Raw genomic sequence first — 15621 nt, 5'->3', positions numbered from 1 at the left:
TTTTTGTATGTAATAAAATCTTATTTATAGTAATAACCCAGTCAATTCGGTTTATTCGCAATCGTAAAAAATTAAATTTTACTTTGTGAAGTAGTGTCTTAAATATAAAAAGCAGGATGTAAAAAATACAATCCTGCTTTAAAATATTACAACATTTTTAAGTTGTTGACCTCTTGGTTTGTCAAAGGCCTCCATCTGCCTCTTGGTAAATTTTTCTTAGTTAGCTCTGCAAATACAACTCTATCTAATTTATTTACTTTGTAACCAACGTGTTCAAATATTTTACGCACAATTCTGTTTCTACCCGAATGAATCTCTATTCCTATTTCAGATTTTGGCTCTCCATCTACATAAGAAACAGCATCAATAAATACTTTTCTTCCTTCTATAATTACATCTCCACGAAGTTTTTCTAAATCTTTTAAATCTAATTTTCTATCTAAAGATGCATGGTATAATTTACGCACATTGTGTTTTGGATGGGTTAATTTTTTAGCCAAATCTCCATCATTGGTAAACAACAACAAACCTGTGGTATTTCTATCTAAACGTCCTACCGGATAAATACGTTCTTTTGATGCATTTGCAATCAACTCCATTACCGTTTTTCTACCACGATCATCTTCCATCGTAGTAATATAGTTTTTAGGCTTATTTAATAAGATATATCTTTTTTCTTCTGGTGATATTGAAGTTCCATCAAACCTAATAATATCATCTGGCTGAACTTTATAGCCCATTTCTGTTACCAACTTCCCATTTACCTCTACACTACCATGCTCTATGTAAGTATCTGCTTCTCTACGAGAACACACACCTGAGTTTGCAATGTATTTATTTAAACGAATACCTGTAGAGGCTGTAGTTGAAGAATTTGTTGTACTTACAGTCGTTTTTGGTGATGATTTTCTTGCTTGTGGTTTTCTTTTTCTACTAAGAGGAGTCTGTTTTTTACCTTCTTGTCGTCCTCTCGACGAGTTTTTATTTGATTTCATTATATGTATTAATTTTTTGCAAAAGTAAGTATAATTCTCTTAACAAAAGAAATGCAATACTCTTTCTATAAGAATGGCTTTATCAATTAAAACCAACCAAAAAACACCGATTAAAAGAAGTATTTTTAACAAGTTATGTAAAATGGCATAGTGTTTAAGGCTAGATGATATACAAATAAAAATACCTACAAAAAACAGCATAACAAAGCTACCATAAAAATAATACTTCATAATACCTATCGTTACGTTTGTAGTAAAAGCAACAATTATTAAAAGTGTAACTAGCAGCAATAAGACAGCCAATTGTTTTGTTTTTCGTTCACCATAAATTACCGGAAAAGTGTCATAATTATTTAAAATTGCCCCTTTTAAATTTTGTAGATCTTTAAGTAACTCTCTTACCAATACAACCAAAAACAAAAAAACAGCATAAAAAATAATACTTACTGAAATATTTTTAAAGTAAATAAAAACAGCCAAAAAAGGAGATATTGTTAACAATGCAGCCGATAATAAACCAAATACTGGATATTTTTTAAGTTTATGCGAGTATAACCAGATTGCAAAAATATAGACAGAAAAAAAGAGTGCAGCTCGCCAAGAAATTAAGCATCCAAAAACAAAAGCAATAAAATTTAAGGCAAAATATATCTTTAATTTTGTAGATTGTTTTACATAATTATCTATACGTGTCTTAAAGGGCCTGTTAATTCGATCTACCGGAACATCATAAAAATTATTAATAATATAGCCTGCAGCAATAACACAAATTGTGGCAAAAACGATATAAAACAAGTGCACATCGAAAACAATGTTGTACAGTGTTTTTGTTGGAGAAAAAATAAAGATAGCGGCTAAATATTGTGCAATTATAACTACAAGTATGTTATAGCCTCTGATAACAGATAACAAACTAAAAAGCTTTAAGAGTATTCTTTTTAACTTAAAACTTAACATCATTTTAAAATCTATACACCAACTCTAATTTGTGCTTTTTAAGGCTTAATTTAGCTTTTTCGAAGTCTTCTGTAAAACCTAAAATATAACCTCCGCCACCAGAGCCACAAAGTTTTAAATAGTAGTCGTTTGTTTCAATACCATGCTCCCAAATTTTATGAAAAGCTGATGGTATCATTGGTTTAAAATTTGTTAAAACAATTTTAGATAATAATTTTACATTGCCGAATAAAGATTTTACATTTCCTTTAAGAAAATCATCAATACAGGCATCTGTAGTAGTCGCAAATTCGTTGCTAATCATATTTCTAAAACCTTCGTTTTTCATCTTATTCATAAAGATGTTTACCATTGGTTCTGTTTCTCCAATTTGCTCAGAATCTAACAAAAAGACAGCTCCTTTACCTTCTTTTTGAGAAGGAATTCCTGCTGGCTCTACATGGTCTTTAGAATTGATAAGAATTGGCAAACTTAAATAACTGTTTAAAGGATCTAAACCAGAACTTTTTCCGTGAAAAAAAGACTCCATTAAAGAAAAAATCTGTTTCAATTTTAACAATTTATCTCTTGTTAAGTTTTCTAAAACAGTAATTTTATCACTAGCATATTTATCATAAATAGAAGCTACTAATGCACCAGAACTACCTACTCCATACCCTTGCGGAATAGAAGAATCAAAATACATACCACTGTCTATGTCTTTTTTAAAAGCTGTTAAATTAAAAGTAACTAGATTGGTTTTTAGCGAAGATAAATGGCTGTAAAATTTAAATAAATTTTCGTTAGAAGTTTTAGAGATTCCTGCAAGATTTTTAGAAGTCTTTAAAGCACCTCTGTATGCATTAAACGGAATTGCTAAACCTTTAGAATCTTTTATAATTCCGTATTCTCCAAAAAGGAGAATTTTAGCATAAAATAATGGTCCTTTCATTTTTCTTTTTTATAGTACAACAAAAATACAACTAAATAACTAAACTAAAAACACCTTAAATATTCTTGTAAAAAGATTTCCAAACACCAACTTTTTCGCCTTTGGTATATTTTCCTTTTTCTTTAATTTTTCCGTTAGAATAGTAGGTTTTCCAGACACCTTCTTGCAAACCATTTTCGTATTTACCTGTTGTTTTTAAAGATCCTGTTTGGTAATATTCATTAAAAACTCCAGAAATTTTACCCTCGTTATAAGGTATCGTTTTATAAATTTTGCCTGATTTATAATAGTAAGTTACCATTTTTTTATTCTGAATATCATTCGAATAATAAACACCATTAACCGTTGTAGTCTCTTTTAAATCGGCATCTAACCACACTTTCTTTTGTGCAGATACGGTTGCTGAAAAAAGCAACAATACCAAAAGTATACACTTAAAAATAACCCTCATTTAAAATAGTTTTATACCAAATAAATTAGTGCTTCAAAGCACCTAACCCAACATGATCATTAATAAATTGATTGTTCTGACAAAATAAAGATAATTCTTTTTCTATAAACGCTACAACCGCTAATTTTTCTGATTCTGGATACAAAACATGTACATTTGCACCAGCATCTAAAGTAAAACAAATAGCACTATTATTCGCCTCTCTATACGCCCATATTTTATTAATAATCTCTAATGTATTTGGCTTCATTAAAATAAAATAAGGATTGCTTGTTAGCATCATTGCATGCAATGTTAACGCCTCACTTTCAACTAAATTAACAAACGCTTTTTGATCTCCTTCTTGAAGAATAGTTGTTATTTTTGATAGGTTTTCGTTCGCTTGTTTAAAACGATTTTCTGCAAAAGGATGGTTGTGCATTAAATTATGACCGATGGTACTAGAAACTTGCTTTTCACCTTTATCAACTAACAAAATAGTATCTTGATAGTTTTCGAAAACTGAATGTAATTTAAAAGGAAATTGCACCCCAAACAAATCTGAACTGCCCTTTATTAATGGGTGATTACCCCAAACAACCAAAGGCCCTTCTATACTTCTACTGGCACTACCAGAGCCTAACCTTGCTAAAAAAGAAGCTTTTTTTATTACAAATGCATCAGATAAATTGGTGTTTAACTGCTTTTCTAAACTCATCAAACACATTGCAATAGCACTTAAACCACTTGCAGAAGAAGCGATTCCGCTTGAATGTGGAAAAGAATTTTCTGAATTGATGCGCATATTATATTCTAAAATGTAAGGACAATATTCTTGAATTCTTAAAAAAAAGTCTGCAATTTTTGGCTTAAATTCTTCTTTCTTTTCACCTTCAAAAAGCAAGTCGAAAACTACACGATCTGTTTTTTCTTTCTTCTGAAAATCGATTGTGGTAATAGTATGACAGTTTTTTAGCGTAAAACTAATTGATGCATTTTTAGGAATCTGTGGATTGCTTTTACCCCAATATTTTACCAGTGCAATATTACTTGGTGTCTGCCACGTAAAACGGGTGTTTTCTACTAAATTATCTAAGGGTTTCGATATAAATTGAGAGGTATCCAAAAGTTTAAAATTTACATCAAAGATAAAACTATTTTAGCAACTATTTAAATTGCTTTTTTAAGTATTTTTGTACTGATGAAAAAAAAGCGCGCCTTTTTATTATTAAACGGAGAGCCTCCAAAAAAACTTCCTAATTTATCTAAATACGATGTAATTTGCGCAACTGATGGTGCTTATAAATTCTTAAAAGACCACAAGATAACACCGCATTTTATAAGTGGCGATTTTGACTCTTTAACAGAACTGCCAAAAGAAATTAAAACTATTTATACCCCTAATCAAAATTTTACTGATTTTGATAAAATAGCAGAAATTCTATATAAAATGGAATGCTACCAGATAGATGTTTATGGAGCTAGTGGTAAAGAGCAAGACCATTTTTTAGGAAACTTACACACGGTAGTTTCTCTAAAAGATAAATTAAATTTTACCTTTATAGATAATTGTAGCACTTATTATTTGGCGGCGAAAAAAACAATTATAAAAAACTGTAACAATAAAACTATTTCTTTATTTCCTTTTCCGAAAACAGAAAATATCACCACAAGTGGTTTACAATTTAACCTCTTAAATGAAGACTTGACTTTTGGCAAAAAAATTGGCACTAGAAATAAAGCAATCGATAATTTGGTAGAAATAAAATTTGAATCAGGAAATTTATTTATTTTCATAAAACATTAAAAAATGAGTAGAAAAATAAAATTATTATGGGATTTTAGAGGCGTAGATGCAAAAGAAACTGCCAAACACCATGTTATTCATTTAAAAGAATTTGCAGCTTTAGAAAAAGTACCTTTTTTTGAAATTGATATTGTAAAAAAAAATGAAATGTTATTTTCTGCCTTTATAATTGTTGCAGAAAAGGATATGAAATTTTATAGAGATGCCTTAAAGCCTCATAGAGGAGAAGTTGCAGATTAAACTACTCAATATAAGTGGTGCTTACATATGCACCAGAGATTGAAGTTGCATGAAAAGGAATTCCTTTTTTTATACATTCTTTTTCCCAACGAATAATATCAGTTTTATAATTAGACCCATCTGCAATAATTTGTACAGGGTTTAGCTGTTTTATTAATCTTGTTATGTTGATTTTAGGAGAATTCTGTAAAACAACAATGGGTTTTTGAGTATTAGAAAGCTTATAAACACCTAAACTATCTACTATTAAAATTGGAAAATTTTTAAAATAAAGTGCATTTTTAAAATCTGTTTGCTTTATTTTATTGATACCTTCTGCCGTTATATATGCTAAAACAGCATTGTCTATTTTAGCATTTTTTAAAAGGATGTTTTGTTGTAAAAAAAGTGTTTTCCCTTCTCTTTTACCAACAATAGAAGCCCTATTTTTATGAAATACAAGAAATTGTTTTTTATTGGCAAACTGTTTTTCATTTATCAAAAATACAACTTGAACAATTAGAATTGCGCTTAAAAACAACAGTAACTTTTTAATGCTTTTATTCATAAAAAAAAGAGCACCAAAAAAGAAAAAAAGATACCAAGTAAGCATTTCAAAAAAGGATAAAAACAATCCTTTAAATAAAAACGCTTCTTGTAAAGAAACCCACTTTACAAAAGCATTCATATAGGTAATAAAAACAGAGTAAAAATCTGCTAAAAACTGAGGCAAGATGTTAAACAAAGCCAAAAATATAACTAGTAATCCGCCAGACAGAATTGCAGCTAAAAAAGGAATTATTACTAAATTAGAGAGTAAAAACAACCCCGGAAATTGATGAAAATAAAAAATACTTAAAGGTAAAATGGCAATTTGTGCAGCGATTGAAACTGTCATTAACTGCCAAATTTTTGAACTTATTAAATTCTTAGGTTTATACATTTTTTCTATTGCTGGCTGAAGCCAAAGAATACCAAAAACAGCTAAATAACTTAGTTGAAAACCAACATCAAACAAAAAATTAGGCGCTACTAATAAAATGAAAAACATAGAAGTGATAAAAGCAAAATCTATTGCTTTTTTACTTTTAAAAGACAACCCAATTGCTAAAAAAGTAAACATTGTTACCGCCCTAACTACTGAAGCAGAAAGACCCGATAAAAAAGCAAAAAGCCACAGAAGTAAAACAAGAATAGTTGTTTTAAAAAATGCCCCGTAGCGATACTTTTCTAATGGTTTTAAAAGAAAAGACAAAATCCATAATAAAACACCAATATGCAAACCAGAAACTGCCAAAATATGAATTGCTCCTGCTTTTTGATAGTCAGTTATTAATTCTTTTGATACATCTTGTCTTTGCCCTAATATTAATGCTTTTATAACTGCTAATTCGTTATTTTTAAATCCATGTTTTTTTAAAGATCGCTCGATTAAATTTCTAAACTGTGCAGACAATCCAAATATAGTAGCTTTCTTGTTTTTTAATACTAAAAATTGAGGTTCTTCTAAAAATAGTTGTTTAAAGATATTTTTATCGGCTAAATACAATTTATAATTAAATTGATGCGGATTCTTTGGCAGTATTATTGGTTTTAAATCTGTTTTTAACATCAAACGGTCATCTACAAAAAAAGCAGGTAATGATGTTTTATTTCTTACATTTAAAAGCACTTTACCAGAAGTATGATTATTGTTAACTTTAACAACCTTTGCTTCATATTTTTGATAAAAATCATTCGATTTTAAAACTTTATGAACCTGAATTATAATTGTTGGATTTTCAGATTCATGATAATCGTAGTGAGAAGAATAATTTCGATCATCATTAATTACTAAAACGAATATACCCATTACAAAAAAGAAGAGATACAGCGAAATAGCTTTTAAAATAGTTGGCTTTATAAATATGCATAAAAGCGCCAAACTAAGTAATATTAAAAAAGAGCTTAAAAATGAAAACACCCAAAAATGGGTAAATTTTTGAAAACAAATACCGACTATTAATAGTACAACAAAGTGTAAGGGCAAGTAATTAAAAATCCTTTTCATAGCTAGCTAAAGTTAATGAAAAAAACCTTAGCTATTAATTACAAGACTTTTACAGCTTTTACAAAAGCATTTTTCCAGTATTTTTCTGACAAAGAAGACACAATAACCCCTCTAGAAGATGTAGCGTGCACAAAACGAATAGAACCCTTTTTATGAGAAACAACTAAGCCTACATGGTTAATTTTTCTATATTTTCTGTTTGTTTTAAAGAATAACAAATCTCCTTTAACCACATTTCTTAACGTTGTTTGCTTCCCTACTTTTGCCATTTCTCTAGAAACCCTTGGCAAATTAACTTTTTCACTTGCATAGGCCACATAGACAATACCAGAGCAGTCCATCCCCTTTTTTGTAGTGCCTCCAAATTTATAACGCACGCCTTTATATTCTAATGCTTTTGCTATAATTTTAGCAGATTTACTCTTTAAAGTACTATTTTGTTGAATCACTTTTTTTGATGAAGAACATGCACTTAAAATGATTATCGAAAAAAGAAAAACGTATAAGAAAGGTTTTTTTAACATCCTATTATTTAAATTGATGAACAATTTGTTGAGCCACTTTTTTAGAAGCGCCAGTGCCTCCTAAAAGTTTTTCTAACTCAAAATAATCTAAAAACAACTTATCTCTGTGTGTTGGCTCTAAAATTTTTGACAATTCGGTTTTTAAATTTTTTGAATTAAAGTTTTCCTGAATTAACTCTTTTACGACTTCTCTATCTAAAATTAAATTTACCAAAGAAATAAACTTTAATGTAATAATTCTTTTAGCAATTAGGTAAGAAATAGTTCCTCCTTTATAACAAACTACTTGTGGCACTTTAAACAAAGCTGTTTCTAAAGTTGCTGTGCCAGAAGCTACAATAGCCGCGTATGAGATACTCAATAAATCGTAGGTTTTATTATTGATAAAGGCTACTTTTCGATTAGCTATAATATTTTTATAGAAAGACAAATCTTGACTAGGTGCACCAGCAACTACAAATTGATATTCAGAAAAATCGTCTATTACAGACAGCATTACCAATAACATTTTAGAAATTTCTTGCTTTCTACTACCTGGTAAAAGTGCAATAATCGGTTTGTCATTTAAATGATATTCTTTTCTAAAATGAAGCTCATTAACTTGTTTTTTATCGGCAATTGCATCAATTAAAGGATGCCCAACAAACTGAGCATCAAACCCATATTTTTTATAAAAATCTTTTTCAAAAGGCAGTATTACAAACATTGCATCTATGTCTCTTTTAATTTCTTTAACTCTGCCTGCTCTACTAGCCCAAACTTGCGGAGAAATATAATAATTTGTTTTAAAACCAGTTGTTTTAGCCCATTTAGCAATTCGCAAATTAAAACCAGAATTGTCAATAAAAATCACAACATCTGGTTTAAATTGGGCAATATCTTGCTTACAAAATTTAATAAAACCAATTATTTTAAAAAGATTTAAAAGCACTTCAAAAAAACCCATAAAAGCCCTTTCTTTATAATGACTTACTAAATCTCCGCCAACGTTTTGCATTAGGTCTCCGCCCCAAAATCTAATTTCTGCTTGGCTATCCTCTTTGTATAAGGCTTTCATTAGGTTTGCACCATGTAAGTCTCCAGAAGCTTCGCCAGCAATGATATAATACTTCATAATTTGTTACTTAGAAAAATTTGATGACTAAAGTTGTAAGCGCAATTAAGATTGTTGCTAACAAAACTCCTTTTGCTCTATTGTCTTGATTTTTTTTGATAAAAACAAAGAAAACCAGCAAATTAGGAATTGCAGCAAGTGATAGTAATTTACCAAATAATTGTCCTTGCTGAACTTTTAATAACGTATCATCAAAACTATAATTAGAAAAATATTCTACATAAAAAAAGGCACCAGCAAAAGTGGCTACTAAAGAGACAAGAACTCCGATTAAAATATCTTTTTTTACAGATCCCATGTGTTTATTTTTTGAATCATATGATGTGCTGTCATGTCAAACTGAACTGGTACAATAGAGATATAACCAGTTTCTAAGGCATAAACATCTGTATCTTGTCCTTTGTCTTTGTTTACAAAAGCACCTGAAAGCCAATAATACTCTTTCCCCGAAGGATTTTTTCGTTTGTCAAAATCTTCTTTCCAAACCCCATTTGCTTGTCTGCAAACCTTTATTCCTTTTAATTCAGACTCTTTTAATTTAGGGATGTTTACATTTAAGACAATACCTTCTGGAATTCCGTTTAAAAGTGCATTTAAAGTAATTTTTTTTATGGCTTCTGCAGCAGGTTTAAAATCTGCATGCCAATTAAAATCTAGCAATGAAAATCCAATAGCAGGTATGCCCTCTATGCCTGCCTCTACGGCAGCACTCATTGTACCTGAATAAATAACGTTAATTGATGAATTTGAACCGTGGTTAATACCAGAAACACATAAATCTGGTTTTCTATTTAAAATTTCGTTTACAGCAAGTTTAACACAATCTGCAGGCGTACCAGAACAAGTGTATTCTAATTGTGGTCCTTCGTCTATGGTTATTGGGTTGCAAGTTAAAACACTGTCTATAGTAATTGCATGTCCCATACCACTTTGTGGGCTACTTGGCGCTACCACAACAACTTCACCGATTTTGTTCATTATCTGTATTAAAGCTCTTAAACCAGGAGCTGTAATTCCGTCATCATTGGTAATTAAAATTAATGGCTTGTCTTGCATGCTTTAAATTTTAATACAAATGTAATTTATTTTGTACGATTATCTTTTTAACATTTTGTAAAGAATCCTATTTCTGATTTTTACGTAATATTGTTAGGAGAAAATTTTTATTCGAAAGGTAATTTTACAGAAGAAACAACCTAAAAATTTGACTTTATTTTGTAGCTTAGCAAAGCATTCATTTAAATTACAATTTAAAATAGCGTTTACAAATCATTATGAAAATAAAATTTAAGATAACCCCGTTTATAATAGCACTATTTCTTTTTGCAAACAACCTAGATTTACAAGCAACTAACAAAACATCTGACCCAGAAAAAGATAAAGTACTAATTTACATATTACGTAACATTCTTACTAGAAGTCATTTTGTGGTTAAAGAAATGAATGATGATTTTTCTGAACATGTTTATAAAGAATTTATCAATGGTTTAGACCCAAGTAAAAGATACTTTACCCAAAAAGACTTAAAAGAGTTTTCTAAATATAAATATCAAATAGACAACCAACTACTTAAAGAAGATATTAGCTTTTACAATTTAGTTTACGAGCGTTTTAAAACTAAAATTAAAAACGCAAAATTGTATTATGGAGATCTACTAGCACAGCCTTTTAACTTTAATAAAAATGAAGATATTAATGTTGATTATGAAAAAACACCATTTGCTAAAAATGAAAATGAATTAATTGATTATTGGCGTAAACAATTAAAATTAAGCACTTTAATTAGAATTCAAGAAAAGCTAGAAAAACAAGAAAACGCACAAGAAAAAGATAAAAAAACACCCATTAAAAATTTTAAGACACTAGAAAAAGAAGCAAGAATAGAAGTTTTAAAAAACATGGATGATTTGTACATAAGAATAGAAGAATTAGAACATGATGACTGGTTTTCTACTTTTTTAAATGCCGTTGTTAGTGCTTTCGATCCACATACAACCTACATGGCGCCAAGCACAAAAGAACGTTTTGACCAAGACATGTCTGGTAAACTAGAAGGCATTGGGGCTAGATTGCAAAAAAAAGGTATTTACACCCATATTTTTGAACTTGTTTCTGGAGGCCCAGCATGGAAACAAGGCGATTTAGAACCTGGTGATATTATTTTAGAGGTTGCACAAGGAGATGAAGAAGCTATAGACATCGTTGGCATGCGCTTAGACGATGCTATTAAATTTATCAAAGGAAAAAAAGGAACAGAAGTAAAACTAACAGTAAAGAAAAAACTTGACGGTTCTACCAAAGTAATCTCTATTATAAGAGATGTTGTAGAGCTAGAAGAAACTTTTGTAAAATCTAGTATTGTAGAAAAAAACGGAAAAAAGTACGGCATCATAGACTTACCAAAATTTTACATCGATTTTGATGAAAAAAACTACAGAGATTCTGCAACAGATATGGAACAAGAAATTGAACGTCTGAAAAAAGAAAATGTAGATGGCTTGCTTATTGATTTAAGAAATAATGGTGGTGGCTCTTTAAAAACAGCCATAGAAATTAGTGGTTTGTTTATTGATAAAGGCCCTGTTGTACAAGTAAAATATAGAGATGAAGAACCTATTATTAAACAAGACGTAGACCCAAAAACTCAATGGACAGGTGCTGTAGTTGTTTTAGTAAATGAATTTTCTGCATCGGCTTCAGAAATTTTTGCCGCGGCAATGCAAGACTACAATAGAGCAGTAATAATTGGTGGTAATAAAACCTATGGTAAAGGCACCGTACAAAGCGTATTACCAATAAATAGATTTACAAAATACGAGAAAGATTTAGGAGCCATTAAAATGACTATTCAAAAATTTTATAGAATTAATGGTGGTTCTACCCAAATTGAAGGTGTATATTCAGACATAGCAATTCCTAGTAGATTTAGTTACATGACATACGGAGAAAAAGATTTAGAAGGCGCTTTAATATGGGACAAAGTAAAGCAAGCAAACTATGTAAAAACAAATACCTATGAAAACTTTGCAGATGTTATTTATAACAGCAAACAAAGAATAGCTTCTGATAAAAAGTTTAAGTTGATAAACGAATATGCAAAATGGTTAAAAGAAAAACAAGACAACACTTCTTATTCTTTGAATTACAAAAACTTTGCTAAACAAAACAAAGCGCAAGAAAAAGACGCAGAAAAGTTTAAAACAGTTTTCGATTACACATCTAATTTAACTTTTTCATCACCAGAATACGAGTTGCCAGACATAAAAAAAGACACTGTTTTAGCCGACAAAAGAGTTGCTTGGCATAAAAATTTATCAAAAGACATTGCAGTTTACGAAGCTTTAAATGTTTTAAGTGAATTGAAGATAAAAAACACAGCGGCACTAGTAAAAAATTAAATTAAAAACGATGAGTTTTAAAGTAGAATTTAATACAAAATGGTCTGATTTTGATCCGAACAGACACATGAGACATACTGCGTACAATGATTATGCCGCAGAAGTAAGAGTTCGTTATTTTAAAGCGCAAAACTTTTCTATTGAAGAATTTACCAAACACAATATTGGCCCTATATTATTTACAGAAGAAACTTCTTTTAGAAAAGAAATTCACTTAGGAGAAAATATTACTGTAGATTTTAAAGTATCTGGCTTGTCTAAAAATAATGAACGTTGGAAGATTACACATCATGTTTATAATGAAGCCGGAAAGTTATCTGCAATCATTAAAGTTTATGGTGCCTGGATAGATTTAACAAAAAGAAAACTAACCACTCCACCAGACGCCGCAACAAACCTATTTAAAAACGCAGAAAGAAGTGATGATTTTGAAAATATCATTCTTTAAAACTGATAAATAAATACTTATTTCAAAAAAAATCGTCTGCAAAAAATTGCAGACGATTTTTTAATTAAATGATACTTAATCTTTTAAGCAAAGTATGCATAAATAGCAATTACTATCACACAAATAGCGATAATGGATATGTAGCGCAAGAGTTTATTCCTCTAAAGCAAGATAAAATAGCCTCATTAAAAGAAGCCATTTTAATCTGTGATGTCTAAAACCAAAAAAAGCTGACTTAAAAAGTCAGCTTTCTCTTATATAAAGAAAAACCTTTTTACCCAAACTGTTTCATAAACTCATCAAACCCCAATTCCTCAACAGCATCAATATATCCTTCTAGTACTTCAACTTCATATTCATCATATCCTAATTCTCTAGCTTTCTTATTATCTTCTCTTGACCCTTTAATATCCTGAGTATGAAATTTACACATAGCTCTGTTAAAATACACCATCTCTAAATGCTCAAAATTTAATTCAATAGATTTTGTAAGGTCAGGGATTGCCAACTCATAATCAAGCATTATTTTCTTTGCAGTTCCTCTATTGTAGTAATAAAGTCCATTTACAGGATCTAATTCAATTGCTTTTGAAAGGTTTTTGATTGCTGATTGAATGTCTCCATTATTTATGTTTTCACCTGACTCTTGAAAGTACTCTTCAGCTTCAGAAGTTTCAACTTTTAAGATTGACACTGCTTCTTTACAGGCGTTGAAGTCTTTTCTCAGTTCTTCGTTTTCTTGAATTTCAAGCATGTCTTTTAGGAACCCTGCAATATCACCAAACCCTTTTTTAACGGCAGACCTTACCTCAAGGTCATCCATGACATTGGCACCATTCAAGTACTCACTAACAGTAAGCTCATTTCTAGTGAAGTGAGTAAACTCATTGTATAATCTTTCCATATCTGGCCTCTCTTCAAAATACGCCAATAATCCTGTCATATCTCTTTTAAACATTTTATGACCCTCAACTTCAGAGTCGATGCTTGCAGGCGTGTCAGTTAAAATTTTATATTGATCAGCAAGGCTCAGTTTAGATTGTTTTCTTTTTCCAGATAACCAGTCAAATATTCCCATGATATTATTGTTTAAATTCCGATGTTATTAATTTATACTTTAAGAGATTTTTAGCTATTTTAATCATCATGTATACTCATTCAAATTCTTTTGTAAAGATTAATTCACCTTCCTCCCATATTTCTGAAATAAGCAAAACACCAAGCTCATTCCATTCTTGAAATACTCCATGATATTTTCCATTTTTATAACTAATCTCTGTACCTATAAGTCCTTCATCATGATACCATCGCCAAACATCAGATGCTAGTCCATTCTTAAAATGTACTTCTCTTGTTGGATATATTTCATATTCAGGATATGATTCTCCAGTTGCAGAATTAAAATCTACATCAGTTTGTAAACGATAAAACTCAATTATATCTCCTGTGAATAATGAATTGTCAGATTTTAAATAACCCACAGTGACACCATTCTCCTCCCTAATTTCAATATCATCAAAGCCAATATTAGTTTCACAACTAATAATATGCAGACAAAATACAAGTATAAAAATGAATTTTTTAATCAGTAAAGTTCTATTTGAATTTTTCAATATTATTGTTTAATTTTTATACATATGTAATCCCGCAATATGCTCTCCATTTAGGGCATTTGAAACTCTATTTGTTTCAGAGAGTGTCCATTGGTTCCTATTTCTTTCATTTTCCAAAAACAACTTGACTCCTTCTCTTTTAGTATCTTGATTTAAAACATATTTTCTTCCTCCAATTCGTAACTTTATAAGTGGATTTACACCTACTCCTTGACTTGGGTCTCCAATAGTTTCAGCGTTTGTAAGTTGTAGCCAACCACTTAGTAATAAACGTAGATCTTCTTTTGAATTAAGACAGTTGTTCCATCCCATTTGAATTATGTACTGACCACTTAAATATCTTTCTAATATTTCTCTCATATCGATTGATAAGATTTATTTACTAAGATTAATCAACATACCATTGAGGTATTTCCTCAATTCTTTCTTCTATAATAGTTTTGTCCCAACTATCAATGAAATTATTATTGTTCTGATTCCAAAGAGGAATAGCTCTCCATCTTAAGTCATGATTATTTTTTTCAAAACTCTGAATAGCTTTAATCGCGTGTTTTTTTTCTGTCTTTGTATTAAAAACAACATCAAACTCCAAATCAAAAAATATATCAGTATCATCATAAGTATCACATTGTAATATACTGATTTTGATTTCTAAAACTTCTAATTCATCTTTTAGATCATTAGGTATTGCAAAACTCCCCATTAAATATTTTTTACAGTAATTATTTAAATCAGAATTTGATTCACTTTCTCTAAGTTTTTTCAAAACCTGTTTAACAATTGATTTTTCACTTATCATTACATTGTAAATTGGGATATACATTGATAATGTTTCTTGTTGAATTGAATTAGATCGATTTTTAGTTTCGGTTGAAAGTGTTGATTGAGATACTGATTCATTTTCACCAAAATATTCGGATTCTAATTTTGACATTATTTCGTCAAAAGATAATCCATCATATATAGATGTTTTTGTTCTTTTATTAATTTCCCACTTACTGACATCTTGATTAAAAGACTCAGCTTCTTCAAACATCTCTGACATATCTTCCACATTGCTTACATCCCAACCTTCCAAGGGATGATTGAATGATTTAGCTTCCTTAAACATCTCTGACATATTAATTACATTACT

18 protein-coding genes are annotated in these 15621 nt (G+C 29.9%); 4 read left to right on the top strand and 14 right to left on the bottom strand.

Going from position 1 to position 15621, the window contains the following annotated elements:
• Positions 1-146: 146 nt before the first annotated feature.
• Genes Q0678_RS09740 through Q0678_RS09720 form a run of 5 tightly spaced genes read right to left on the bottom strand, consistent with a single transcriptional unit; the run spans position 147 to position 4439 of the window.
• The gene (locus Q0678_RS09740; RefSeq protein ID WP_299057221.1) at positions 147-995 is read right to left on the bottom strand and encodes a pseudouridine synthase; all 849 of its coding nucleotides are present in this window, start codon (positions 993-995) and stop codon (positions 147-149) included.
• A gap of 39 nt (positions 996-1034) precedes the next feature.
• Complete coding sequence (locus Q0678_RS09735) at positions 1035-1955, bottom strand: geranylgeranylglycerol-phosphate geranylgeranyltransferase (RefSeq protein WP_367181514.1); 921 nt, start codon at positions 1953-1955, stop codon at positions 1035-1037.
• A 1-nt stretch (position 1956) separates the two neighbouring features.
• Entirely contained in the window at positions 1957-2883 is a 927-nt protein-coding gene (locus Q0678_RS09730) for a mevalonate kinase (protein ID WP_299057218.1), read from the bottom strand.
• Positions 2884-2938: 55 nt separating this feature from the next.
• Positions 2939-3334, bottom strand: a complete 396-nt coding sequence (locus Q0678_RS09725) for a hypothetical protein (RefSeq protein WP_299057216.1) — start codon at positions 3332-3334, stop codon at positions 2939-2941.
• Positions 3335-3359: 25 nt separating this feature from the next.
• A complete protein-coding gene (locus tag Q0678_RS09720) occupies positions 3360-4439 on the bottom strand; it encodes a diphosphomevalonate decarboxylase (RefSeq protein ID WP_299057213.1) in 1080 nt (359 codons plus the stop codon).
• Between the two features lie 75 nt (positions 4440-4514).
• Between Q0678_RS09720 and Q0678_RS09715 the strand changes: the two genes are divergently transcribed.
• Both Q0678_RS09715 and Q0678_RS09710 read left to right on the top strand, forming a co-directional pair.
• Entirely contained in the window at positions 4515-5120 is a 606-nt protein-coding gene (locus Q0678_RS09715; RefSeq protein WP_299057211.1) for a thiamine diphosphokinase, read from the top strand.
• Positions 5121-5123: 3 nt separating this feature from the next.
• On the top strand, positions 5124-5360 hold the full coding sequence (locus tag Q0678_RS09710) for a hypothetical protein (RefSeq protein WP_299057209.1): 237 nt from the start codon (positions 5124-5126) through the stop codon (positions 5358-5360).
• 1 nt (position 5361) lies between these two features.
• On the opposite strand, the gene Q0678_RS09705 is transcribed toward Q0678_RS09710, so the two are convergent.
• The 5 genes from Q0678_RS09705 to surE all read right to left on the bottom strand — a co-directional run bounded on the left by Q0678_RS09705 (position 5362) and on the right by surE (position 10083).
• Positions 5362-7389, bottom strand: coding sequence for a ComEC/Rec2 family competence protein (locus Q0678_RS09705; protein WP_299057207.1), 2028 nt, complete (start codon positions 7387-7389; stop codon positions 5362-5364).
• Positions 7390-7427: 38 nt separating this feature from the next.
• Positions 7428-7838, bottom strand: coding sequence for a C40 family peptidase (locus Q0678_RS09700; RefSeq protein ID WP_299057205.1), 411 nt, complete (start codon positions 7836-7838; stop codon positions 7428-7430).
• A gap of 79 nt (positions 7839-7917) precedes the next feature.
• The gene (gene lpxB, locus Q0678_RS09695) at positions 7918-9027 is read right to left on the bottom strand and encodes a lipid-A-disaccharide synthase (protein WP_299057202.1); all 1110 of its coding nucleotides are present in this window, start codon (positions 9025-9027) and stop codon (positions 7918-7920) included.
• Positions 9028-9037: 10 nt separating this feature from the next.
• Positions 9038-9325 carry a hypothetical protein gene (locus Q0678_RS09690; protein WP_299057199.1) on the bottom strand — a complete coding sequence of 96 codons (288 nt, stop codon included), beginning with the start codon at positions 9323-9325 and terminating at the stop codon, positions 9038-9040.
• Entirely contained in the window at positions 9313-10083 is a 771-nt protein-coding gene (surE, locus tag Q0678_RS09685; protein ID WP_299057197.1) for a 5'/3'-nucleotidase SurE, read from the bottom strand. Before surE ends, Q0678_RS09690 begins: the two co-directional genes overlap by 13 nt.
• Positions 10084-10301: 218 nt before the next feature.
• Here surE and Q0678_RS09680 point away from each other — a divergent pair, with 218 nt between their 5' ends.
• Together Q0678_RS09680 and Q0678_RS09675 are read left to right on the top strand one after the other, a co-directional pair.
• Positions 10302-12425, top strand: coding sequence for a carboxy terminal-processing peptidase (locus Q0678_RS09680; RefSeq protein ID WP_299057195.1), 2124 nt, complete (start codon positions 10302-10304; stop codon positions 12423-12425).
• Between the two features lie 10 nt (positions 12426-12435).
• A complete protein-coding gene (locus Q0678_RS09675; RefSeq protein ID WP_299057192.1) occupies positions 12436-12873 on the top strand; it encodes a thioesterase family protein in 438 nt (145 codons plus the stop codon).
• A gap of 274 nt (positions 12874-13147) precedes the next feature.
• Here Q0678_RS09675 and Q0678_RS09670 read toward each other — a convergent pair whose 3' ends face one another.
• The 4 genes from Q0678_RS09670 to Q0678_RS09655 all read right to left on the bottom strand — a co-directional run.
• A complete protein-coding gene (locus Q0678_RS09670; RefSeq protein WP_299057189.1) occupies positions 13148-13951 on the bottom strand; it encodes a hypothetical protein in 804 nt (267 codons plus the stop codon).
• A gap of 76 nt (positions 13952-14027) precedes the next feature.
• Positions 14028-14486: a hypothetical protein gene (locus tag Q0678_RS09665; protein WP_299057186.1), complete on the bottom strand. Its 459-nt coding sequence runs from the start codon at positions 14484-14486 to the stop codon at positions 14028-14030.
• A gap of 9 nt (positions 14487-14495) precedes the next feature.
• Positions 14496-14798, bottom strand: a complete 303-nt coding sequence (locus Q0678_RS09660; RefSeq protein ID WP_299057183.1) for a hypothetical protein — start codon at positions 14796-14798, stop codon at positions 14496-14498.
• A gap of 76 nt (positions 14799-14874) precedes the next feature.
• A partial coding sequence (locus tag Q0678_RS09655; protein WP_299057180.1) for a BspA family leucine-rich repeat surface protein occupies positions 14875-15621 on the bottom strand: 747 nt, incomplete at its 5' end.

Origin of the sequence: uncultured Polaribacter sp., from assembly GCF_947497125.1 — a bacterium.
Lineage (GTDB): Bacteria > Bacteroidota > Bacteroidia > Flavobacteriales > Flavobacteriaceae > Polaribacter.
Note: the sequence above shows the minus strand (reverse complement) of the source record. Positions and strands in the feature narration are given on the sequence as shown.